This window comes from Patiriisocius hiemis (genome assembly GCF_031846325.1).
Classification (GTDB): domain Bacteria; phylum Bacteroidota; class Bacteroidia; order Flavobacteriales; family Flavobacteriaceae; genus Patiriisocius_A; species Patiriisocius_A hiemis.
The window spans coordinates 168,701-191,090 of the sequence record NZ_JAVRHZ010000001.1 but is presented as its reverse complement, the minus strand read 5'-3'; the positions used below and the strand labels follow the sequence as shown (position 1 = coordinate 191,090).

The 22,390-nt window shown below is 34.0% G+C and carries 25 protein-coding genes and 1 tRNA gene; 12 read left to right on the top strand and 14 right to left on the bottom strand.

Annotated elements, in window-relative coordinates; translation table 11 throughout:
- Nucleotides 1-71: 71 nt before the first annotated feature.
- Nucleotides 72-1,127, top strand: a complete 1,056-nt coding sequence (locus RM538_RS00905) for a proline iminopeptidase-family hydrolase (RefSeq protein ID WP_311331505.1) — start codon at nt 72-74, stop codon at nt 1,125-1,127.
- Here RM538_RS00905 and murA read toward each other — a convergent pair.
- From murA to RM538_RS00890, 3 genes are all read right to left on the bottom strand, one after another.
- A complete protein-coding gene (gene murA, locus RM538_RS00900) occupies nt 1,124-2,434 on the bottom strand; it encodes a UDP-N-acetylglucosamine 1-carboxyvinyltransferase (RefSeq protein ID WP_311331504.1) in 1,311 nt (436 codons plus the stop codon). The genes RM538_RS00905 and murA overlap by 4 nt on opposite strands.
- A gap of 17 nt (nt 2,435-2,451) precedes the next feature.
- Nucleotides 2,452-3,087, bottom strand: coding sequence for a DUF4290 domain-containing protein (locus RM538_RS00895; protein ID WP_311331503.1), 636 nt, complete (start codon nt 3,085-3,087; stop codon nt 2,452-2,454).
- 95 nt (nt 3,088-3,182) lie between these two features.
- The gene (locus RM538_RS00890) at nt 3,183-3,473 is read right to left on the bottom strand and encodes a DUF493 family protein (RefSeq protein ID WP_311331502.1); all 291 of its coding nucleotides are present in this window, start codon (nt 3,471-3,473) and stop codon (nt 3,183-3,185) included.
- A gap of 72 nt (nt 3,474-3,545) precedes the next feature.
- On the opposite strand from RM538_RS00890, the gene RM538_RS00885 reads away from it, so the two are divergent.
- The 5 genes from RM538_RS00885 to RM538_RS00865 all read left to right on the top strand — a co-directional run bounded on the left by RM538_RS00885 (nt 3,546) and on the right by RM538_RS00865 (nt 8,065).
- A complete protein-coding gene (locus tag RM538_RS00885; protein ID WP_311331501.1) occupies nt 3,546-4,091 on the top strand; it encodes an AAA family ATPase in 546 nt (181 codons plus the stop codon).
- On the top strand, nt 4,088-5,986 hold the full coding sequence (locus RM538_RS00880) for a RecQ family ATP-dependent DNA helicase (RefSeq protein WP_311331500.1): 1,899 nt from the start codon (nt 4,088-4,090) through the stop codon (nt 5,984-5,986). The genes RM538_RS00885 and RM538_RS00880 overlap by 4 nt, the downstream gene beginning before the upstream one ends.
- Nucleotides 5,987-6,025: 39 nt before the next feature.
- Nucleotides 6,026-6,949 carry a methionyl-tRNA formyltransferase gene (gene fmt, locus RM538_RS00875; RefSeq protein ID WP_311332151.1) on the top strand — a complete coding sequence of 308 codons (924 nt, stop codon included), beginning with the start codon at nt 6,026-6,028 and terminating at the stop codon, nt 6,947-6,949.
- Nucleotides 6,950-7,133: 184 nt separating this feature from the next.
- On the top strand, nt 7,134-7,406 hold the full coding sequence (locus RM538_RS00870) for an HU family DNA-binding protein (protein WP_311331499.1): 273 nt from the start codon (nt 7,134-7,136) through the stop codon (nt 7,404-7,406).
- Nucleotides 7,407-7,504: 98 nt separating this feature from the next.
- On the top strand, nt 7,505-8,065 hold the full coding sequence (locus RM538_RS00865) for a YqgE/AlgH family protein (RefSeq protein WP_311331498.1): 561 nt from the start codon (nt 7,505-7,507) through the stop codon (nt 8,063-8,065).
- Here the strand turns inward: RM538_RS00865 and RM538_RS00860 are convergent.
- Both RM538_RS00860 and RM538_RS00855 read right to left on the bottom strand, forming a co-directional pair.
- Nucleotides 8,062-8,907, bottom strand: a complete 846-nt coding sequence (locus RM538_RS00860; protein WP_311331497.1) for an aminotransferase class IV — start codon at nt 8,905-8,907, stop codon at nt 8,062-8,064. The two genes, RM538_RS00865 and RM538_RS00860, sit on opposite strands and share 4 nt — an antisense overlap.
- A gap of 54 nt (nt 8,908-8,961) precedes the next feature.
- On the bottom strand, nt 8,962-9,348 hold the full coding sequence (locus RM538_RS00855) for an START-like domain-containing protein (RefSeq protein ID WP_311331496.1): 387 nt from the start codon (nt 9,346-9,348) through the stop codon (nt 8,962-8,964).
- Between the two features lie 486 nt (nt 9,349-9,834).
- On the opposite strand from RM538_RS00855, the gene RM538_RS00850 reads away from it, so the two are divergent.
- Nucleotides 9,835-9,908: transfer RNA gene (locus RM538_RS00850), tRNA-Met, on the top strand.
- A 60-nt stretch (nt 9,909-9,968) separates the two neighbouring features.
- On the opposite strand, the gene sucC is transcribed toward RM538_RS00850, so the two are convergent.
- Entirely contained in the window at nt 9,969-11,159 is a 1,191-nt protein-coding gene (gene sucC, locus RM538_RS00845; RefSeq protein WP_311331495.1) for an ADP-forming succinate--CoA ligase subunit beta, read from the bottom strand.
- 192 nt (nt 11,160-11,351) lie between these two features.
- Here sucC and lysA point away from each other — a divergent pair, with 192 nt between their 5' ends.
- Both lysA and RM538_RS00835 read left to right on the top strand, forming a co-directional pair.
- Nucleotides 11,352-12,557, top strand: a complete 1,206-nt coding sequence (lysA, locus tag RM538_RS00840; protein WP_311331494.1) for a diaminopimelate decarboxylase — start codon at nt 11,352-11,354, stop codon at nt 12,555-12,557.
- Nucleotides 12,558-12,628: 71 nt separating this feature from the next.
- Nucleotides 12,629-12,820 (top strand): cold-shock protein, encoded by a 192-nt coding sequence (locus tag RM538_RS00835; protein WP_311331493.1) that lies wholly within the window; start codon nt 12,629-12,631, stop codon nt 12,818-12,820.
- Between the two features lie 77 nt (nt 12,821-12,897).
- Here RM538_RS00835 and RM538_RS00830 read toward each other — a convergent pair whose 3' ends face one another.
- Nucleotides 12,898-13,089: a CsbD family protein gene (locus RM538_RS00830; RefSeq protein ID WP_311331492.1), complete on the bottom strand. Its 192-nt coding sequence runs from the start codon at nt 13,087-13,089 to the stop codon at nt 12,898-12,900.
- A gap of 129 nt (nt 13,090-13,218) precedes the next feature.
- The gene (locus tag RM538_RS00825; protein WP_311331491.1) at nt 13,219-13,854 is read right to left on the bottom strand and encodes an NAD(P)H-dependent oxidoreductase; all 636 of its coding nucleotides are present in this window, start codon (nt 13,852-13,854) and stop codon (nt 13,219-13,221) included.
- A 97-nt stretch (nt 13,855-13,951) separates the two neighbouring features.
- On the opposite strand from RM538_RS00825, the gene RM538_RS00820 reads away from it, so the two are divergent.
- Both RM538_RS00820 and RM538_RS00815 read left to right on the top strand, forming a co-directional pair.
- Nucleotides 13,952-14,338 carry an acyl-CoA thioesterase gene (locus RM538_RS00820; protein ID WP_311331490.1) on the top strand — a complete coding sequence of 129 codons (387 nt, stop codon included), beginning with the start codon at nt 13,952-13,954 and terminating at the stop codon, nt 14,336-14,338.
- Between the two features lie 104 nt (nt 14,339-14,442).
- Nucleotides 14,443-14,670 (top strand): hypothetical protein, encoded by a 228-nt coding sequence (locus tag RM538_RS00815; RefSeq protein WP_311331489.1) that lies wholly within the window; start codon nt 14,443-14,445, stop codon nt 14,668-14,670.
- A gap of 254 nt (nt 14,671-14,924) precedes the next feature.
- Here the strand turns inward: RM538_RS00815 and RM538_RS00810 are convergent, their stop codons facing one another.
- Nucleotides 14,925-15,113: a hypothetical protein gene (locus tag RM538_RS00810; RefSeq protein ID WP_035325018.1), complete on the bottom strand. Its 189-nt coding sequence runs from the start codon at nt 15,111-15,113 to the stop codon at nt 14,925-14,927.
- Between the two features lie 209 nt (nt 15,114-15,322).
- On the opposite strand from RM538_RS00810, the gene RM538_RS00805 reads away from it, so the two are divergent.
- On the top strand, nt 15,323-16,072 hold the full coding sequence (locus RM538_RS00805; RefSeq protein ID WP_311331488.1) for a hypothetical protein: 750 nt from the start codon (nt 15,323-15,325) through the stop codon (nt 16,070-16,072).
- Nucleotides 16,073-16,356: 284 nt separating this feature from the next.
- Here the strand turns inward: RM538_RS00805 and RM538_RS00800 are convergent, their stop codons facing one another.
- The 5 genes from RM538_RS00800 to RM538_RS00780 form a co-directional block, all read right to left on the bottom strand.
- Nucleotides 16,357-16,644: a helix-turn-helix domain-containing protein gene (locus RM538_RS00800; RefSeq protein WP_311331487.1), complete on the bottom strand. Its 288-nt coding sequence runs from the start codon at nt 16,642-16,644 to the stop codon at nt 16,357-16,359.
- Between the two features lie 498 nt (nt 16,645-17,142).
- Nucleotides 17,143-17,583: a heavy-metal-associated domain-containing protein gene (locus RM538_RS00795; RefSeq protein WP_260096168.1), complete on the bottom strand. Its 441-nt coding sequence runs from the start codon at nt 17,581-17,583 to the stop codon at nt 17,143-17,145.
- Nucleotides 17,584-17,615: 32 nt separating this feature from the next.
- Nucleotides 17,616-19,394, bottom strand: a complete 1,779-nt coding sequence (locus tag RM538_RS00790) for an efflux RND transporter periplasmic adaptor subunit (protein WP_311331486.1) — start codon at nt 19,392-19,394, stop codon at nt 17,616-17,618.
- Nucleotides 19,384-19,866 carry a DUF305 domain-containing protein gene (locus tag RM538_RS00785; protein WP_079738446.1) on the bottom strand — a complete coding sequence of 161 codons (483 nt, stop codon included), beginning with the start codon at nt 19,864-19,866 and terminating at the stop codon, nt 19,384-19,386. The genes RM538_RS00790 and RM538_RS00785 overlap by 11 nt, the downstream gene beginning before the upstream one ends.
- 17 nt (nt 19,867-19,883) lie before the next feature.
- Entirely contained in the window at nt 19,884-22,388 is a 2,505-nt protein-coding gene (locus RM538_RS00780; RefSeq protein WP_311331485.1) for a heavy metal translocating P-type ATPase, read from the bottom strand.
- Between the last annotated feature and the right edge of the window lie 2 nt (nt 22,389-22,390).

Sequence of the window (22,390 nt, the reverse complement as noted above, 5' to 3'; positions counted from 1 at the left end):
CAAATAATAAACGTACATACTACAAGACGAAGTAAATGCGTATATTTCTTCTAATTTAAAAACACAGACTCATGAAAAAACTAGCACTACTCATACTCTCTATACTTATATTAGGTTCTTGTAACCAACCTTCAGAAAAAAACAATATACCCGATTCTGAAATAGCAGAAACTGAAGACTATTGGTCTTTTGAGGGACGTGACGACCAAGCAACTGGGGGTATAAAAATGATTCCAATTGAAACTCCAAAAGGGACATTTAACGTTTGGACAAAACGTGTTGGGAATAATCCTAAAATGAAAGTGCTTCTATTACATGGTGGCCCAGGAATGACGCATGAAATCTATGAAAGCTTTGATGGTTTTTTTCCTCAAGAAGGTATTGAATATTACTATTATGACCAACTAGGAAGCTACTACAGCGACCAACCCGATGACTTAAGTCTTTGGGACACCGCTCGTTTTGTAGAAGAAGTAGAACAAGTGCGTAAAGCTTTAGGGCTTAATGAAGATAATTTTTATCTATTTGGGCAATCTTGGGGTGGTATTCTAGCAATGGAATATGCCTTAAAATATCAAGATAATTTAAAAGGGCTTATTATAAGCAATATGGTACCTTCTATCCCAGATTATATGAAATACAACGAAGAAGTGCTAGCACCTCAACTTCCTCCAGAAGTACTTTCAAAAATCATGAAATACGAAGAAGCAGAAGACTACAGTAATGAAGAATATCTTGGTTTAATTGTAGAGCATTATTACCCAAAACATGTAATACGCATTCCTCCAGACCAATGGCCTAACTCTATTAATAGAGGGTTTAGCCATTTAAATCCAGATGTATATGTAACCATGCAAGGTCCTAGTGAGTTTGGAGTTAAAGGAGATGCTACCTTAAAAAACTGGGATGTAAAAGATAGATTAAAAGAGCTTACCATACCAACACTTTCTATTGGAGCGCAATACGATACCATGAACCCAAAAGAAATGGAATGGATTGCCAACGAAGTCCAAAATGGCACATATTTACATTGTCCTAATGGGAGTCACTTATCACAGTATGATGATCAAGAACACTTTTTTCCGGGGCTTATTGAGTTTATTAAAAAAGTGGATAAGGATTCTTAATCCAATCTGGTAATCTTAGCGCCAATCGCTCGTAAGCGTTCATCTATATTTTCGTAACCTCGGTCTATTTGTTCTATGTTGTGGATAATACTTGTTCCTTTTGCAGATAAGGCAGCAATAAGTAACGAGATTCCTGCTCTAATATCTGGAGAGACCATAGTAGTCGCCTTTAATTGTGACTCAAAATTGTGTCCAATAACAGTTGCTCTATGTGGGTCGCACAAGATTATACGCGCACCCATATCAATTAGTTTATCTACAAAAAACAGGCGGCTTTCAAACATTTTTTGGTGTATTAGTACACTCCCTTTTGCTTGGGTACAGACTACTAATACAATACTTAATAAATCTGGAGTAAAACCTGGCCAAGGAGCATCGGCAACGGTTAAAGTAGAACCATCAATATACCCTTGTATTTCGTAACCTTCCTGAGAAGGGATGTAAATATCATCAACTTTTCTCTCTAATGTGATTCCTAATTTTCTAAAAGTTGCAGGGATAATTCCTAAATCATCCCAACTAACGTCTTTAATGGTAATCTCACTATGCGTCATAGCGGCAAGACCAATCCAACTTCCAATTTCAATCATATCTGGAAGAATACGATGTGTACACCCTCCTAGACTTTCTACTCCCTCAATAACTAACAAATTAGAACCTACGCCTTTTATGTTAGCTCCCATGCTGTTAAGCATTTTACACAATTGCTGTAAATAAGGTTCGCAAGCTGCATTGTAAATAGTAGTGGTTCCTTTGGCTAAGACAGCAGCCATCACAATATTGGCAGTACCTGTTACTGATGCTTGATCTAAAAGCATATAAGTGCCGGTGAGTCCTTCTGGTGCATCTACACCATAGAAACGTTCTTCTTTATTATATCTAAAAGTAGCGCCAAGTTTTATAAAGCCTTCAAAATGGGTGTCTAATCTTCTTCTTCCTATTTTATCACCTCCTGGACGGGGAATATACCCTTTACCAAAACGTGCCAATAACGGTCCTACAATCATTATAGAACCACGAAGTGAACTTCCTTCTTTCTTGAAAAGTTCAGACTCTAGATATTCTAATTTTATATCATCTGCTTTAAAAGCGTATTTTCCTTTACCTAATTTCTGAATCTTAACGCCAAGATTACCAAGTATTCCAATAAGTTTATTGACATCTACAATGTCTGGAATGTTTTCAATAATTACTTCTTCTGGAGTTAACAGTACGGCGCATAAAATTTGTAATGCTTCATTTTTTGCACCTTGTGGACGGATTTCTCCTTTTAGTTTGTGTCCACCTTCAATTTGGAATGTTCCCATGCGGTAAGAAAATAAGTTTAGTAGCGCTTACGCCCTCTATTGTTTTTATGGCTTTTTTTAGAATTAGTATTAAAACGCTTTTTATTTTTTAATAGTTTATCTGCAGCACGTAAATCTTCATTGCTATCTTTTAAATTTATTTTTCCATCAGATAGCTCATATAAATGTTGAAAAATTACATCATCTTCAACTGTGTCCTTATTCCAATTTAAAAAACACTTTTTCATGTGGTTTGCTATAGTAAGAACAAGACCTTCTTTCATCTCTCCTTCTTCCCATTTGTTAGCTACATCAATCATTCGTTTTATATTATTTCCGTAGAAACGATATTTAGGAAAGTTTTGCGGATACTCTAAACTATCTGGTCTTGCGTAGATTTCTTCTCTTGAAGGTTTTTCAAAAGGAGAATCAACATCCAACTCAAAATTGGAAATAATAAATAACTGATCCCATAACTTATGCTGAAAATCTGGAACATCACGCAAATGAGGATTCATATTACCCATTACAGCAATAATGCTTTTTGCAACTTTGTTTCTCTCTTCTTTATCTTTGATGGAAACTGCATGATCCACCATTTTTTGAATATGACGACCGTACTCAGGAATAATTAAATGAGGTCGCTCTGTATTATACTCTATATTTTCAATCAAAATGTAAAAAATTTAATGAAGTAAAAATTACAAACTCTCTTATGAAGTAATCGTTAAAAAAAGTTTTATAATTATCGAATTGCAAAATACTAATTTTATAAAGAAATCACGCCTTTCACCTTAGAAACTTGCAGATATTTTTCAATAACAGCATCTGGAGAATCCATCGTTACTTTTATTGAAACACTTGTATACGTCCCTTTTGAAGAGTCTCTAGTAGTAGTCAACGCATCTGTACCATCATAAATTGCCTCAATCTCTGCAATTTTTTCATTACTAGCAGGGACAATAAATTTAAACAAATAAGGAGCAGGCCAATTAGTATCCCCTTCCAATTGTTCTTTGAGGCGTTTGTAAAAAGCTTCAGGTTTTGAATCTTGTGACATACTATTATATTAGGGTGCAAAGATACACTTATGTATCAATAATATTTACGTAATTTGCCTAAAATGCAAGGTTTGAAAACAAAAAGAATTGTACTTATTGGAGGTCCTTCCTCTGGAAAAACAACCTTAATTGAAAGTTTAGACAAACAAGGTTATTTTTGTATGCCCGAAATCTCCAGAGAAGTTATTAAACAAGCACAAGCCGAAGGGATTGAACAACTTTTTTTAGAAGACCCAGTATTATTTAGTTCTAAACTACTAGATGGTAGACTGGCACAACACAAAGCTGCCAAAGAAAGTACCGAAACAATTATTTTTTATGATAGAGGTCTCCCAGACGTAACTGCATATATGAAGTATATCGCTGTTTCTTACCCTGACAGTTTTAATACAGTTTGTAGGAAACATACTTATGACCATATTTTTTTATTACCGCCTTGGGAAGCCATACATACTAATGATGACGAACGCTATGAAAACTTTGAGCAGGCAAAATTGATTACAAAGTTTTTAAAGGAAGAGTATGAGCTTTTTGGACATTCCATCACAGAAGTTCCTATTGGTACTGTAGAAGAGCGAACTAAGTTTATAGTAAATACCTTGAAGCTAATTTCTTGAAAACACCCTTACAAATACTTGAAAAATATTGGGGTTACACTTCTTTTAAACCCTCTCAAGAGTCAATTATAGAGAGCGTGTTGGATGGAAAAGATACTGTTGCATTACTTCCTACCGGAGGCGGAAAGTCTATTTGTTTTCAAGTTCCTGCCTTAGCACAAGAAGGTATTTGTATTGTTGTTTCCCCACTAGTTGCCTTGATGAATGATCAAGTAAAAAGTTTAAAAATAAAAGATATTAAAGCACTTGCTATAACAGGTGGAGTTAGTTTTTCTGAATTAAATACACTTCTTGACAATGCTAGTTATGGAAATTATAAATTTTTATACCTATCTCCAGAACGCTTACAGCAAGATATAGTTCAGAACTATATAAAACAGATGAATGTATGCCTCATAGCTGTAGATGAAGCACATTGTATCTCACAATGGGGAAATGATTTTAGACCTGCGTATAAGAATATCACAATTTTAAGAGAACAACACCCCTTAACTCCCATTATAGCATTAACAGCTACAGCCACACCAGAAGTATTAGAAGACACTATTGTTTCGTTACAATTAGAATTACCTAAAGTATATAAAAACTCTTTTACAAGACCCCTACTCGCCTATCATATTCAAGAAGTAACAGATAAACTTTATCATATAGAACAATTACTTAAAACAAATACTGGCAATGCTATTGTATATGTAAGAAGTAGATCAGCTGCGATTGAAACTAGTAAACACCTTAATAGTTTAGGAATAAAAAGTACTTTTTACCACGGAGGCATAACTAAAGAAGAAAAAATTCAACGACTAGCCTTATGGAAAGACGGGAGCGTTCCAACTATGATTGCAACTAACGCGTTTGGAATGGGAATAGATCAACCCAACGTACGCTTTGTAATACATATACAACTCCCTGATAGCTTAGAAAGTTATTTTCAGGAAGCTGGACGAGCTGGACGTGATGGACAGTACGCCAAAGCAATTATTCTCTATAGTGAATATGATAAAAAATTAGTTGAAAAACAGTTTGTAAGTTCACTAGCCACACCTAAAGATTTAAAACTGTTATATAGAAACCTAAACAATTATTTTCAAATACCCTATGGAGAAGGAAGCTATACAGAACACAATTTTAACTTTGTTGATTTTTGTGAAACTTATAAAAGAAATACACTTCTCACTTACAATGGACTACAAACTCTAGACAGACTTGGGGTACTACAGCTTTCACAACAGTTTGGCAGGTATTCTACAGCACAGTTTCTTCTTACTTCTGAAGCTTTGTTGCGCTATTTTAAAACCAATACAAAAGCTTCAGTAATTGGAAAAACCATGCTACGCTTGTATCCTGGTATTTTTGAAATAAAAACAAAAATTAACCTTGACCTTATTTCAAAAAAGACAGGAGTAAAAATCCCAGAAATTATTTCGGAATTAAAAAAAATGGAAAAAGAAGAGATTGTTTTATTACAACTTAAAACAACCGATGCTTCTATTACATTTTTAATCCCACGGGAGGATGACAAAACCATAAATAGTATTGCAAAAGATGTTAAACAACAAAATGAAAAGAAAAAGAAGAAAGTAGCTTCTGTACTAAGTTATGTAGCTAACAATAAAGAGTGTAAAAGTTTACAATTAGTACGCTATTTTGGCGAAGACAATGCTACTCAATGTGGTATTTGTTCGGTGTGTACTAAAAAAGATACCTCCATAGGTTCTAAAGAAACAAACTTAGTAGCAGACACTATTTTAAATCTTCTTGAAGAACGGGAAATGACTTCACGAGAAATTTCAGAAAAAAGTACCTTTGACGACAAAATAATTCTTACTGTTTTAAAACTATTGGTAGATAAAGGAACTGTCGCAATTAATTTTAAAAATCAGTATTACAAAGTATAAAGTTTGAAAAAAGAAAAGAGAGAAATACGAGTTGTTTTTATGGGTACGCCAGGCTTTGCCGTTGGTGTGCTCTCAAAATTAGTAGAAGAAAAAGTGAATGTTGTTGGTGTAATTACCGCCCCAGATAGACCAGCTGGTAGAGGGAGAAAATTAAATACGTCTGCTGTAAAAGACTATGCAGTATCACAAGGCTTAACGGTTTTACAACCAACAAACTTAAAAAATGAAGACTTTTTAAAAGAATTAGAATCCCTCAATGCTAATTTACAGATTGTAGTCGCTTTTAGAATGCTTCCTAAAGTAGTTTGGCAAATGCCAGAATATGGCACATTTAATTTACACGCATCCTTACTTCCAGAGTACAGAGGTGCTGCTCCAATTAATTGGGCAATTATTAATCAAGAAGAAAAATCGGGTGTAACTACTTTTTTTATTGATGAAAAAATAGACACAGGTGCTATCCTACTATCTGCAGAAATTCCTATTGAAGAAAGAGAAACTGCTGGTACTCTACATGACAAACTTATGGGACTAGGAAGTAAGCTAGTTTTAGATACTGTTCAATTAATTGAAAATAATGCAGTAACTACACACATACAAAAAGATGCCAAAGATTTAAAAGAGGCACCAAAGCTTCATCCAGAAAATACAAGAATAGATTGGTCACAACCAGTAGAAAAAATTGACGCCTTAGTTAGAGGATTAAGTCCCTACCCCGTAGCTTGGACTAAAATTAAAAATGAAGAAGATATATATAAAGTAAAAATTTATGTATCAGATTTTGAGGTAGTAAACCATGATGAAGCTATAGGTAGTATTGTAACTTCAAAAAAAACTATTAAAATAGCTGTAGAAAATGGATACCTTATTATTAAGGTTCTCCAATTTCCGGGCAAGCGAAAAATGGATGCAGCATCTTTTTTAAATGGCTTTACTTTTGCTAAAAATGCAAAAGCCTTGTGAACACCCATTGTTGCTGATATTACAAAATATCGTAAAATTAAGCTTGGTTTATTAACAAACCCGCCAAGTTATTAACAAAAACAGGCATTTTGCCCGTCATTACTTGCCTGAACCGATAATCCGTTTAAATTTGTAGAGTAATTAAACAGAAGTTTAACCAACAATAATTTTAAAATTCTAAATTATGAACAAATCAGATTTAATCGACGCAATGGCAGAAGATGCTGGAGTAACAAAAGCAGCAGCTAAAAAAGCATTGGAATCTTTCTTAGGAAATGTAGAAGGTTCACTTAAAAAAGGAAACAGAGTATCTTTAGTAGGTTTTGGCTCTTGGTCAGTTTCTAAAAGAGCTGCAAGAGAAGGAAGAAACCCTCAAACAGGAAAAACTATTCAAATCGCTGCAAAAAATGTAGTGAAGTTTAAAGCTGGATCTGACTTACAGAGTAGCGTAAACTAAATTCTTTATATAAGAAGCATTATAAAACCCTACCAATTGGTAGGGTTTTTTGTTTATGTAAAATTTAATACTTAGATTTAAATTAATAAACTAACTCCATGATTTCTCTAAAACCTGAAAAAGGCGTACTTCTCGTAGCAGAACCTTCTATTATAGGAGATGTTTCCTTTAATAGGTCTGTTGTCTTGTTAGCAGAATATAATGAGGATGGTGCTGTTGGTTTTATTCTAAACAAACCACTTGAGTATGAATTAAAGGATTTTGTGCCTGAAGTTAGTTCTAACCTTAAGGTATATAATGGAGGCCCTGTAGAACAAGACAATCTATATTTTATTCACAGAGTTCCGCATTTAATCCCAAATAGTATAGAAATTTCTAACGGAATTTATTGGGGTGGCGACTTTACAACCATATTAGATTTGTTACAAAACCAAGAGCTTACTAATAACGAAATTAGATTTTTCTTAGGGTATTCTGGTTGGGCAAACAATCAATTAGAACAAGAATTAGAATTGCAAAGTTGGGTGGTTACCCCTAACGAATACAAAAATGAAATTATAAGTAAGAGTAATACTAACTTCTGGAAAGAAAAAATGATAGAATTTGGTGGAGACTACCTCCTATGGTCTAATGCTCCTGAAAATCCAACTCTTAACTAGCCTAATCTTGCCTTTACATTAATTTTAGAAAGTAACTCCGTTGCTACTTTAGTTTCATACTCCTTTTTTCTATATTTTGATATAGGTTGCAATCCCGTAATTACATTAGTAATAAATAACTCATCTGCTTTTTGAAGCTCAAAAGGAGATATGGAAGTTTCTTCTAGTATATAATCTGGAAGTTGACCAATAATAGCAATTAATTGTTTTCGCATAACCCCATTAAGACATCCATCTGTAAGTGGAGGAGTTTTAATTTTATACCCATTTACAAGAAACAGATTTCCATTTAAAGCCTCTACAACTTGCTTTTTTTCATTTAATAATAAACAGTTATTATAATCATTTTCCTTTGCATAGATACTTCCCAATACATTAATTAGTTTGTTATTAGACTTAATAGTTGATAATAAGCCTGCATTAATGTAAAAGTCTTTAAAGAGTTCTACTTCGTAAAAATTTTCATCAAGAGTATAAAAAGATGTCTCTAAAATTTCAGTAGAAATAAGGTATGATATATCATTTGTTGTAGGAGTATATTTTCCTTCAGCAGTACGCCAAACAATCATTTTTACTCTAACCGTATTGTTTTCTTGACTTGAAGCTTTAATGGTTTTTACAATTTCTTCCTCAAGAAACTCCATTGTAAAATTCATTGGTATTTCCATACGCATAATACGCATAGACGCCATAAGTCTAAAGTAGTGGTCTTCCCAAAAAAATAGTTTTCCGCCAGAGTATCTAATGGTTTCAAATAAGGCATCACCATATGCTAGCCCTCTATTAGAATGTGATAAAGCTTTTTCTGAATGTTCTTGGAGTGTCCCGTTGTTATTAATCATAAAAAAACCGCCTTTAATGTAAGACGGTGCAAAGATACTATAATAGGCTTGTTTTTAAGTAGAGCCTAGTATTTGTTTTAATTCAGAAATCATGTTTTCCCACAACATTTTACCTTCTTCCACTTCATCTTCTTCGGCATAATCTGTAATCATTAAGGAAACATCTTTAGTAATTTCATCTACTTGAATTCTCAGTTCAAAATAGTAATTGGTATCTTCATCGTCCATCCATCTAAATTTAATACGCTCACCACTCTTTTTCCCGAGTAGTTTTGCCTTCTCTTCGCTTCCATCCCATATAAAGGTAAAGAACTCTCCTCTAGAGTTTACATTGTCTGCATACCACTCTCCCATACCAGAAGGGGTAGAAATATATTGGTATAATAATGATGGAGATGCCTGTATTGGGAACTCCATTTCGTATTTAACTTTTTCTTCCATAGTAAGGTGTTAGTTATTCACAATATAGATATAATTCTAAATTGAAAAAAGAAAGCTGTAAACTTTTTTTCTTAAAACAAATAACAATAATTATCTTGTAGAAAATTTGTATTTCAACTTATGAAGTTTATTAAAGAAATAGGAATCTTCAATATTATCATGCTAGTAGTAGTGCTCATAATAATAATCGTTGCAGAATATTTGTTTCTGCAAGGCAATAAGATTGATGCGCTGTTCTTAGGGTTATGGGCTCCAACTATACTTGGCTTTATGAATTACTTCAAATTTAAAAGCTAAATGGAAGATATAATTTTAATATATTCAATTATAACTGGTGTTATATTTATTGTCTGGTTAGCCTCAGTTGTAGTAGCATATGAAAAGCATTTTAAAAAAAGAAAATAATTTACTTTTCACATTTGATAGCTGCATAATTGTTTCTATATTTGCAGCCGCTAAAACACATTTTAGCACTTTTGAAATTTTGGCGTGGTAGCTCAGCTGGTTAGAGCGCAGCATTCATAATGCTGAGGTCGGCGGATCGTGCCCGCCCCACGCTACTAAATAAAAAAAGCCTTACTATAATAGTAAGGCTTTTTTTATTTTATTATTTCTCTTGCTTAAGCTAATACAGCTTGTACTTTATCTGCTGCTTCTTGAAACTCAATAGCACTTTGTACATCAAGCCCACTATTATCAATTAAGTCTTTAGCGATATCTGCATTGGTACCTTGAAGCCTAACGATAATAGGTACTTCTATAGTCCCCATATTTTTATAGGCATCTACAATTCCTTGTGCTACTCTATCACAACGCACAATTCCACCAAAAATATTTACTAAGATTGCTTTTACGTTAGGGTCTTTTAAAATAAGATTAAAAGCAGCTTCTACTCGTTCTGCATCTGCCGTACCTCCTACATCCAAAAAGTTTGCAGGTTCTCCGCCAGCTTGCTTAATTAAATCCATAGTTGCCATTGCTAATCCTGCTCCATTAACCATACATCCAACATTACCATCTAAATCTACGTAGTTTAAACCTACTTCTTTAGCTTCAACCTCAACTGGATTCTCTTCCCTTTCATCACGCATTGCTGCATAATCTTTATGACGGAATAACGCATTGTCATCTAAACTTACTTTAGCGTCTACTGCTATAATACGGTCGTCACTTGTTTTTAATACTGGATTAATTTCAAATAAAGAAGAGTCACTATTTGTATATGCCTTATATAATGCCATAACAAACTTTGTCATTTGCTTAAATGCTTGCCCACTTAATCCAAGGTTAAATGCAACACGTCTAGCCTGAAAAGGCAATAAACCTGTAGCTGGATCTATTTCTTCATGGAAGATTAAATGTGGTGTTTCTTCAGCAACTGTTTCAATGTCCATACCTCCCTCAGTAGAATACATAATCATGTTTCTACCTGTAGATCGGTTTAATAAAACACTCATATAATACTCTTCTGGTTCACTATCCCCTGGATAATAAACATCTTCTGCAACAAGTACTTGATGTACTTTTTTACCTTCTGCACTTGTTTGGGGAGTTATGAGGTTCATTCCAATAATATCATTTGCAATGCTCTTTACATCCTCAAGGCTCTTAGCGAGTTTTACTCCTCCACCTTTTCCGCGCCCACCAGCATGTACTTGTGCTTTAATCACGTGCCATCCTGTTCCTGTATCTTCGGTTAGTTTTTTTGCTGCATTTACAGCCTCTTCTGGTGTTGTAGCAACAATACCGCGTTGGATTTCTACTCCAAAACTATTTAGTATTTCTTTTCCTTGATATTCGTGTAAGTTCATATATGAAATATTTCAATTTTAAGAAGCACAAAAATAACAAATGTTTTAGTAATTAAAATGAATTTGTTAGCATTAATCACTTCAAAATTCTTTCAGAAAAAAGAAAACACAAATTTTAAGTTTTTATTAATTAAGAATGAAGAAATAGCTATTACTTTTGACGCTTATTTTTAATTAAAAGAATTTAATGTAATGACACGCAAAGACCTTTTGGCAATTGCTACAGAATTTGGTAGCCCAGTTTATGTTTATGATGCTTCAAAAATTGAAGCACAATACAAACGTTTACAAAATGCTTTTAAGGGTGTCAAACAGGTTAAAATTCATTATGCAGTAAAGGCATTATCTAATATTTCGGTTTTAAAATTATTACTGAAACAAGGAGCTGGATTAGATACAGTATCTATACAAGAAGTCCAATTAGGGCTAAAGGCGGGAGCAAATCCTAAGGATATTATTTACACCCCTAATGGAGTTTCGCTTGAGGAAATTGAAGTTGCCGCTAAACTTGGGGTAAAAATTAATATTGACAACCTCTCTATCCTAGAGCAGTTTGGAACTAAACACCCAAACATCCCAGTTTGTATTAGAATAAATCCGCATGTTATGGCGGGTGGTAATACTAATATTTCGGTTGGACATATTGATAGCAAGTTTGGAATTTCTATCCATCAATTACCTCATATTAATCGTATTGTAGAGAATACTGGCATGCATATTAATGGAATTCATATGCATACTGGAAGTGATATACTGGACATTGATGTGTTTTTATACGCTTCTGAAATTTTGTTTGAAGCAGCTAAGAATTTTAAAAACTTAGATTTTATAGATTTTGGTAGTGGTTTTAAAGTACCTTATAAAGAAGGTGATATTGAAACTAATGTTGAGGAGATGGGTAAAAAACTAACTAAACGCTTTAACGATTTCTGTAAAGAATATGGTAAACAACTAACTCTTGCCTTTGAACCTGGAAAGTTTCTAGTAAGTGAGGCTGGGCAATTTCTTGCCAAAGTTAATGTAGTAAAACAAACCACTTCTACCGTATTTGCACAAATAGATAGCGGGTTTAATCATCTTATACGGCCAATGCTATATGGCTCTCAACATAATATTACTAATATTTCTAATCCAAATGGAAGAGAACGTTTTTATAGTGTTGTAGGGTATATTTGTGAGACGGATACGTTTGCAAATAATAGACGTATTGCCGAAATTAGAGAAGGTGACATTATTTCTTTTTCTAATGCAGGTGCATACTGTTTTACTATGGCGAGTAACTACAATTCTCGATATCGCCCAGCTGAGGTTTTATGGTACAATGAGACAGCACATTTAATAAGAAAAAGGGAAACGTTAGATGATATCTTGAACAACCAAATTGTAATTTCTTTATAATAAATAAGATAAATAGCCTATTTGGTATAAATTAGTGTACCTTTGCACTTTAATTAAATTAATTTATTACAATGAGTAAAGGAACAGTAAAGTTCTTCAATGACACCAAAGGTTTTGGTTTTATTACTGAAGACGAAACAAACAAAGAACATTTTGTACACATTTCTGGATTGATCGACGAAGTTCGTGAAGGTGATGCAGTAGAATTCGATCTAACAGAAGGAAGAAAAGGATTAAACGCTATAAACGTAAAAGTACTATAACATATATTCCATTTTAACCATTAAAGCCCGCAATTTTCATTGCGGGCTTTTTATTTGTGTTGATATTTAATTATTTTTTAGTTAAACCAAGAACCTATTTCTTTTTTTATATCCTCTTTAGCCTTTCCGGTCTTCTCTTGGATTTTTCCTACCATCTCTTCATATTTTCCTTCACTAAAGCTTTCATCATCGTTAAATGAGATACCATACTCTTGCTTAACATTTCCTTTTACTTGATTCCATTTTCCCTTTAATTCTGTAGTATTCATATTAATTATTTTTAAGTTCACTTAAATGTATACAATATAAAGGCTAGATTTTTACAATGATATCACAAAAGCACAGCCTTAAATGTTATAGTTTTAAAAAATGTTCTTAAAAAGTGTTAGTAATTATTGTTACATATTAATAACCACAGTATCTACTCCTCTTCTAATTTTCTTCATTTTAGAAAAAGTATCGTCTTTAGCTCGATACCCAACTGCTAGCACTAGCACAGATTCTAGTCCTTTTTCTTTAAGTTGTAGTTTTTCATCATATGCAAGTGGATCAAAACCTTCAATTGGGCAAGCGTCAATTTCTTCAAAAGCACAAATAGTAAGTAAATTACCTAATGCAATATAGGCTTGTTTTTGCATCCATGTTTTAACTTCTGCATCTGGCTTTTCAGAAAAGCTTTCAACTAGAAATGTTTCAAAAGGGTTTAAAATTTCTTTAGGTGTTTTTCTGGTATCTGCCACCTTTTTAAAGTAAGACTGGATATAGTTTGATGTAATACTAGTCTCTGTACACAATACCAACACATGTGAAGCGTCTGCTACTTGTTGTTGTTCCATAGTAAGTGGCACCAATTCTTTTTGAAGCGTTTTGTTATGTATCGCTATCATTTTTAGGGGTTGTAATCCATAGGAAGTAGCAGTAAGATTAAAAGCCTGCTTTAAGGTGTTTATTTTAGCTTCAGGGAGTAGCTTAGCTGAGTCAAACTTCTTAGTTGCATAACGCCATTTTAGTTTTTCAATAGTATTTATACTCATATTAGCTGTACTTTTGGAAATACAAAAATACAAATCGTTTAGGGGTATAACGTCTCAGATTAGATAATAAAACCCTGTATAGAAATAAGCAATACCTATGGCAACGCTTGAACAACTAAAGAATAAAAGTGAAACCCGAATCTTTAAGGCAGTTTTTCCTAACACCACTAATCATTACGACACCCTATTTGGTGGGACAACTTTGCATATGATGGACGAGGCTTCTTTTATTTGTGCTACTCGTTTTAGCCGAAAAAAAGTAGTAACCGTATCGACAGATAAAATTGACTTCTCCACTCCTATCCCACAAGGAAGTATTGTAGAGCTAGTAGCACGAGTAGATAAAGTAGGTAGAACAAGTTGTGTTGTAAAGGTTGAAATCTTTATGGAAGACATGTACAGTAAGCAGCGAGACAAGGTGGTTACTGGATATTTTACGTTTGTTGCGGTAGACGATAACAAGAAGCCAATTCCTATTATATAAATGGTAAAGATTTATATAATGATAGTATTGTTAAAATCAATATAAAATGGCTGTAAAAATCGTCATGTTTAATTAGATTAGCGCAAATTTAAACAAAAATTACTATGGAAGTTTTATTAAAAGAAGCCGCAGCTTTCGAGAAATCTAAAATGAGCCACATGTCCACGAGCGATAGAGTCGCTGCCTCTAGAGAAGCAAAAAGACTTATTTTGGCTATTAATGAATTCTATAAGAAAAATAAAGACGCTAAATTAATGGACGTGATGAAACGCCTTACCGAAAAGAAAAAGAAAATTGAAAAACGGTTAAAAGGCACACCGTTAACTACATAATTTTAAAAACATATTTATTAAAACACCCTTACGCAGCTATCTGTGTTAGGGTGTTTTTTTATTTCTTTTTATAAACTTTTGCTGGCAATGTTTTAAAAACACAAAACCCGCAACTTTCGTTACGGGTTTCTTTTGCGGAGAAAGAGGTAAGTGAACCTCTTTCGTAGTGCCTTTATTTATTACTGTTTCAGTCCTGTACCATTGTTGGGTCACCTAATAGGTCACCTTTAAACCTTGTAGTAAAGATAAGGAATTTACTTGATTAATCCTTGTACTTTACTGATTTCAAAGCCCATAAAGTCGCAAAATTCATCGATAGTAACTAACTGATGAGCTTCTTTGTTAAGGCGTTCTTTAATCGCTTTGATTATTGTTCTGCCATAACGCTCACTCTTTCCTGTTACTACCTGCACGTCTTTAGGGTAAATACAGATTCTACTCATTCACTTTAAATTTAAAATTAATACTCTAACTATACTTTATCTATACCGTTGCTATAAAGCACTTATATACAATATACGACTAATATCCCATTGAAAAAACTAACTAAAACGGAAGTTTTGGCAACTTATAAACACTACGGAAGCACTCTAATATATTGATAGTCAATAGCTCGTATATTTGATATTCATCATCAAAAAATGTATTAGTTATGGCAAAATTGAAAGGTATTATCAAGTTAGAAGGAACGTTAGACAATCTAACTTTTTACAAAGCAAAAGAGGGTTATTTAGTAAAAACTAAAGGCGGTGTTTCTAAAGAGCGTATTCAAAATGACCCTGCGTTTGAACGTACTCGTGAAAACGGTTCAGAATTTGGAAGTTCTGCATCATCTGGTAAGTTATTGAGAACGTCAGTTAGAAACTTAATGATTAGAGCAAAAGACAATCGAGTTTCAAGTCGTGTTACTCAAAAAATGACACAAATTAAAAACTTTGATACAACCTCTGTAAGAGGACAAAGAAATGTCGCTACAGGATTAGCAACACCAGAAGGTAAAGCCACATTAAAAGGCTTGGATTTCAATAATAGAGCCATTTTAAGTGCTGTTTTATTCGCTCCGTTTACTGTAGATGGTGCAACAGGTGAAATTACTATCCCAAATTTAACGCCTGCAAATGATATTGCTTATCCAAGTGGCGCAACACACGTAAGTTTAAGTTCAGCATTTCTAAAAGTTGACTTTGACACAACAGATAACGCAATCGCATACAGTCCAACTGTAAATATTCCGATTGATTCAACTTCTGCAACGCAAACACTAACGCCTGCAGGTGTTCCAACAGGCACAGGAAACGATATATTCGTTTTATTAGTTGAGTTCTTCCAAGAGATTAACGGTGTTCAGTATCCGCTTAAAAATGGCGCATATAACGTTTTAAATATCGTAGAAGTAGCATAGTTTCATTCTGACCTTTGAAGCTGAAAGAGTCCTATAGTTTTTATTGTAGGGCTTTTTCTTTTGCCATAATTTTTTTGAAGAAAAGAAAAAAGACAGCCAATGTTAAAGGTAGCGTGGATGATGCTGTCAAGGTTTTTGGGTAAAAGTTTTTTACTCTAAAATCTTGAAACCTTTTACGATTGCTACTTAAAAAAAGTTTTATTCAAAACCCGTAGGGCTTGACCTTTACAGTATTGAGCGTTGGCTGATGGAAGCTACCTATATTTGCTTTCTTTTTTATTTTATTACCTCAACTCATTCTTCTTTAGTAATGCAATTATTTCTTGCTTGTTGTAATATCTTCTATTGCCTATACCATAGCTTTTTATTTTACCCTTGTTTGTCCAATGCCAAAGTGTAGTAATATTAATTTTTAAAAAATCTGCTGTTTCTTGTCTTGTTAGATATACATCACTTTCATTAGTGTGCAAATCATCTAAATAGTGTTTTATCTTATCTAATAGCTTGTCTGCTACTTTATCCGCCAATTCATCTACTGTAATTTCTTGAATTTGTATTGTCTTTGTTATCATACTTTATTACTTGTTAAGTTGTTCTAAAATGAAAGTTAACGAAATGAAGCAAACAAAGATTTGAGGTAAGGAATACTTGGACTTAACGATGATTTTGTGCAGTTGAATGAGATAACGTCATTTTCTTTGAAGTTCCAATTTGAGCGTGGGATAAGCGGATATTTTACATAATACCAGTTATAGCTACGAAAATATAAGAATACTGCGTTAGCAAACCCTTGAAAGGATTTTTGCTACTATAACTTGTATTATGTAACATAGCTTGGGTGAGTTTAGGGTTTTATGATATAATAATAACAGAATAGCTTATTGCAGTTTGGTTTGATTTTATGAAAACCAAAGCTGTAATATGCTATTACCTTAAAGACAAAAAAACGCTAAACTTGTTAGGTGAGCGGAACAACACAAAAGACAGAGGATTTTGAGGTACGAAAAAACTGGATTTTGGGTTGTGGGGAATAAAAAAGAGCCTTCCGAAAAAGACTCTTTCATTATTGCTTAATGGTCGTGATTTGAATGGTCATCACTTTTTGTTTCACCTGATTGATTCATCATCATTTCGTGGTCGTATTTACAACAACCTGGTAAACCATCATATGCTTCTTCATCACCTGCTACTTTTTCGGTATCATAACCTGAAGCTGCGATTGCTTTATGGATTGCCATTGCATCGGTTTTTGTATCATCAAAAGATACATCAATCTTCTTTTTATCGACATCCCAATTAGCACTTGCAACACCTTCAACACCGTTAGCTGCTTTTTCGATAGTGTTTTTACACATTCCGCAATTTCCTCTTACACCAAAAGACAGGTCTGTCATTGCCATATCTTTTGACATTTCAGTAGTTGTGGTTTCTGTTTCTTTTTTGGTTTCGTTTTTACAACTTGTGAAACCTAATGCTGCTATTACAGCTACACTTAAAATTACTTTCTTCATTGTTTAAAATTTAATTGTTATTACTTGATTTATTATTCTATTATTTGTTTTACTTCACCACAGGTTAGCATTGCTTCGCCAAAGTATGGATTGATTACTTTTTCTTCTTTGCTTAACCAAAACGCACCATTGTTGTTATCTGCCATTGGACAAAATTCTAAATAGACTTTTTCATTTACACCAAATAGTTGAACAGCATTGATTAGATGTGATGACAAATGCTTGAAATGGTTTCTTTGAAGTTTTATATCTGACGTTTCAGAAATTGAGGTCGCTGAAGATTTTATTTCCTTTTCTAATGACATCCAATGGTTATGCGCCTTATTATCTGACAACAATTTCATATTTACTTTGGTTAAATTGTTTAGTAAAGTTGATGCGCTTGTTGAAGTACTTTTTGAATCTTCTTTTACTAAAGCATCTTTTAAATTGATATATTCATTGTAAACACTATTTAACTGTTGTTGAAATTTCTCTGATACTTCCAAACGCTCATTCATATTGGTGTGGTCAGTTTGTTTGTTGGATGCATTGTTATCCATACCTAAATGTCCTTCGTGTCCAGTCATTACTTTACCACCATCTTTATTCATCATAGATTTTTTGCCTTGTAATTGTGCAGCTGCATCAACTGTAAATGTTCCGTTAGTCACTATTTCATTTCCAACAAATAAACCTTCTACAACTTCATATTCATTACCAATTTGATTGCCTAATTTAATTTCACGCATTTCAAAAATAGGTTGGTCTGGATTTGTTTTAAGGTACACCACAGAACGTTCACCTGTCCATAACACAGAAGATGTAGGAATTGTTAATACTTCGTCATTTTTAGCTGTACTGCCTTCAATATTTGCGGTTACAAACATTCCTGGTTTAAATACATCATCCTTGTTGTTTAGAACCACACGCAAGGTTACTGTTCTTGTTTTCGTGTTTAAAACTGGGTCAATGAAATCTACTTTACCTTTAAACTCTTTATTAGGATAAGCATTGGTTGTTATCATCACTTCCTGTCCTTTTTTAAAGCGGTCAATCTGATTTTCATACACATCAAAATTTCCCCAAACTGTGTTTAGATTGGCAATTTTTAATAAGGGTTGACCTTGTTTAATGTAATCGCCTTGCTCTACCAATTTTTCTGTAACAGTACCCGAAAAGGTTGCATAAACAGGAAAGTTTTCTTTCACTTTTCCAGTTTCTTCAATCTGATTGATTTGATATTCAGAGAGCTTCCATAATTTCAGTTTATTACGGACTGCTTTGTATAAAGCAGGTTGTGATTCTTTTAAAGATGCTGCTGTAATTAATTCTTGTTGTGCTGCATAGAGTTCTGGCGAATAAATGGTTGCCAATAATTGACCTTTACGAACTTCTTCGCCTGTAAAACTCACATTCAAACGCTCAATTCTTCCAGCGAAATAACTTACTTGTACTGCATTGGCTTCTTCGTTTTCAGCAATTTTACCAGATAGTTTTATGGTATTGCCTTCTGCATTGCCTTTACCCACAACGGTTGTTTGAATATTGGCTAATGCCATCGCATTTTCTGTTAGTTTGAACTGGTCTGCCATTAAGCCATCGCTTCCGCTTTCCGCAGGAATTAAATCCATACCACAAATAGGACAATCACCTGGTTCTGGTTTCATAATCTGTGGATGCATAGAACACGTCCACATTTGATTGGTTTCTGCAACCGCATTGTGATTATGGTCTGTTTCTTTATTTGATGAGCCACCAAAAAGCAACCACCCCAATAACACACCTACTACGAGTAAGCCTATGTATATGACAATTTTATTATTTTTCATTTTCTAATCTTTTTATCATTGCTTTCATTTCTTCTATTTCTTTACGCTGTGCTTTTATGATGTCTTCTGCTAATTTCTTAACTTCTGGGTCTTGAATATCTGCTCTTTCACTTGTTAAAATAGCGATAGAATGATGTGGTATCATTGCTTTCATCCAAAGGACATCACCAATAATGGGTGCTTGTGTTCTTACCAATCCTAATGCACCAACAAACAGAATAAAACTACCTGCAAGTATGGCAATATTCTTCTTTTTATCATTATACATTTTTCGCATAAAAAACCACATTATAACTGCCATTGTTGAAATTCCTAAACACGTCATATAGAAACGTGTTAGACTAAACCATACGTGGTCTATGGAATAGGTGTTTAAATACATTGTGATGTACATTGCTACAAATGAGCAAGCCAGCATTATAAAGAAGGTTTTGTAGTTTCCTTTGTTTGAGTGTTCTTTTGGATTTTCCATAATCATTTGATTTATAGTTATACTTTAATCGTTCTTAATCGTAGTGCGTTACCAATAACCGAAACCGAACTAAAACTCATAGCTAAAGCCGCTATCATTGGCGAGAGTAATATTCCGAAGAATGGGAACAACACACCTGCTGCAATAGGCACACCTAATGTGTTATAGATAAGCGCGAAAAATAGGTTTTGCTTAATGTTTCTCATTACAGAATCGCTTAAATTTCTTGCTTTTACAATTCCGTTTAAATCGCCTTTTACGAGTGTTATCATTGCGCTTTCAATTGCTACGTCTGTTCCTGTTCCCATAGCAATACCAACATCGCTTTTAGCCAATGCTGGTGCATCGTTAATACCATCACCTGCCATAGCAACTACTTTTCCGTTTTCTTGTAATTTCTCTACTTCTTTGAGTTTGTCTTCTGGTAACATACTGGCTTTAAAATCTGCAAGATTTAGTTCTGATGCTACTGCTTGTGCGGTATCGTGATTATCGCCTGTAAGCATTATTACATCAATCCCTTTATCTTGAAGTGCTTTAATGGCTTTAGCACTTGTTTCTTTTATCTTATCGCCTATAACTACATATCCAACGACGGTTCCATCTATTGACAAATAAGAAACTGTTTTGCCTTGTTTTTGGTAAGATTTCGCTTCGTCTTTCATTTTAGAAGCAATTTCTGCTTTCACATATTCCATCATTTTAGGATTACCTAATGCTACTTTTTTATCTTTTATGGTCGCTTCAACACCTTTTCCTGTGACTGCACTAAAATCTTCGGACTTTAAAATTTCTGCGTTGTGTTCTTTGCCATATTTAACTGTCGCTTCTGCCAAAGGATGTTCGCTATTTGTATTTAATGACACGATGTATTGTAACACTTCTTTTTCGCTTAAAGCATCATTAAAAGCTCCAACGGTTTCAACTGTTGGTTTTCCTTCGGTAATTGTTCCTGTCTTGTCAACGATAAGCGTATTTACCTTATCCATTTTTTCAAGAGCTTCAGCATTTTTAATCAATACACCATTTTGAGCACCTTTACCCACACCAACCATTACAGACATTGGTGTTGCTAAACCTAAAGCACAAGGACACGCAATGATTAGTACTGCAATTGCATTCACAAACGCATACACATAAACTGGTTCTGGTCCCCAAATAGACCATACTATAAATGTGATTATCGAAATGATTACTACAACTGGCACGAAGTAACCCGAAACTCTATCCGCTAAATTTTGAATAGGTGCACGACTTCTACTTGCATCATTCACCATATGAATGATTTGTGATAATAAAGTGTCACTACCTACCTTTTCAGCTTTCATTAAAAAGGATTGATTGCCATTTATTGTTCCGCTACTTACTTTATCTTCTTGAGTTTTGTTTACAGGAATAGGTTCTCCTGTAATCATAGATTCGTCAATAGTTGTTTCGCCTTCAGTTATCACACCATCCACAGGAATTTTATCACCTGGTTTCACTTTTAGAATATCATTAAGTTCTATCTCGTCAATACTGACTTCAACTTCTTCACCATCTACTATTTTTATGGCCTTATTAGGTGCTAATTTCAACAGTTCTTTTACTGCCGAATTGGTTTTACTATGGGCACGAGCTTCTAACAACTGACCTAAAAGCACTAACGTTAGAATAACTGTTGCTGCTTCAAAATAGACGTGAACTGCGCCTGATTCAGTTTTAAATTGTTCAGGAAATACATCTGGAAACAACATCCCAAATACACTAAATAACCAAGCCACACCTGCACCGATTCCAATAAGTGTAAACATATTGAGATTCCACGTTTTTATGCTTCTATAAGCACGCTCAAAGAACATCCACGTAGCGTAAAAGACAACTGGAATGGATAAAACAAACTGAATCCAGTTCCAATATTTCTGTTCCATTATATCGTACAACGGATTGTTATTGAGCATTTCGCTCATAGCCATTAAGAAAATGGGCAAGGTAAATGCTGTGGCAATCCAAAATTTCTTTAATAGCTTTTTATACGTTTTTTCTTCTGCTGAACTATCTGCTTCCATTGGCACTAAATCCATCCCACAAATAGGACACGAACCTGCTTCGTCTTTGACAATTTCTGGATGCATAGGACACGTCCATTGTTCCTTTGAAGTTGCTGATAGATTTTGTTCTTCCACCAAATCCATTCCGCAAACAGGACAATCGCCTGGTTTATCATAAGTTTTATCGCCTTCGCAATGCATAGGACAATAAAATGTGCCTGTGCCTTTCCCTTTTTGTTGCTTTTCCTTTTTACCTTTGGTATGATGATGATGATGTTCACCTTGATTATGGATAGTGTATCTATCACTATCTTTTTTTAAGGCTTCTTGAAATGTTTCTATAGGTATGTGTGATTCCATTTCTATGGTAACTTCTGCCTTATCTAAATCGACTGTTGCTTTTGAAACACCTCCTACTTTAGAGAGCGTTTCCTCAACGTGACTGCGACAACCGTTGCAGGTCATTCCGTGTATGTGATATGTGTGTGTCATTG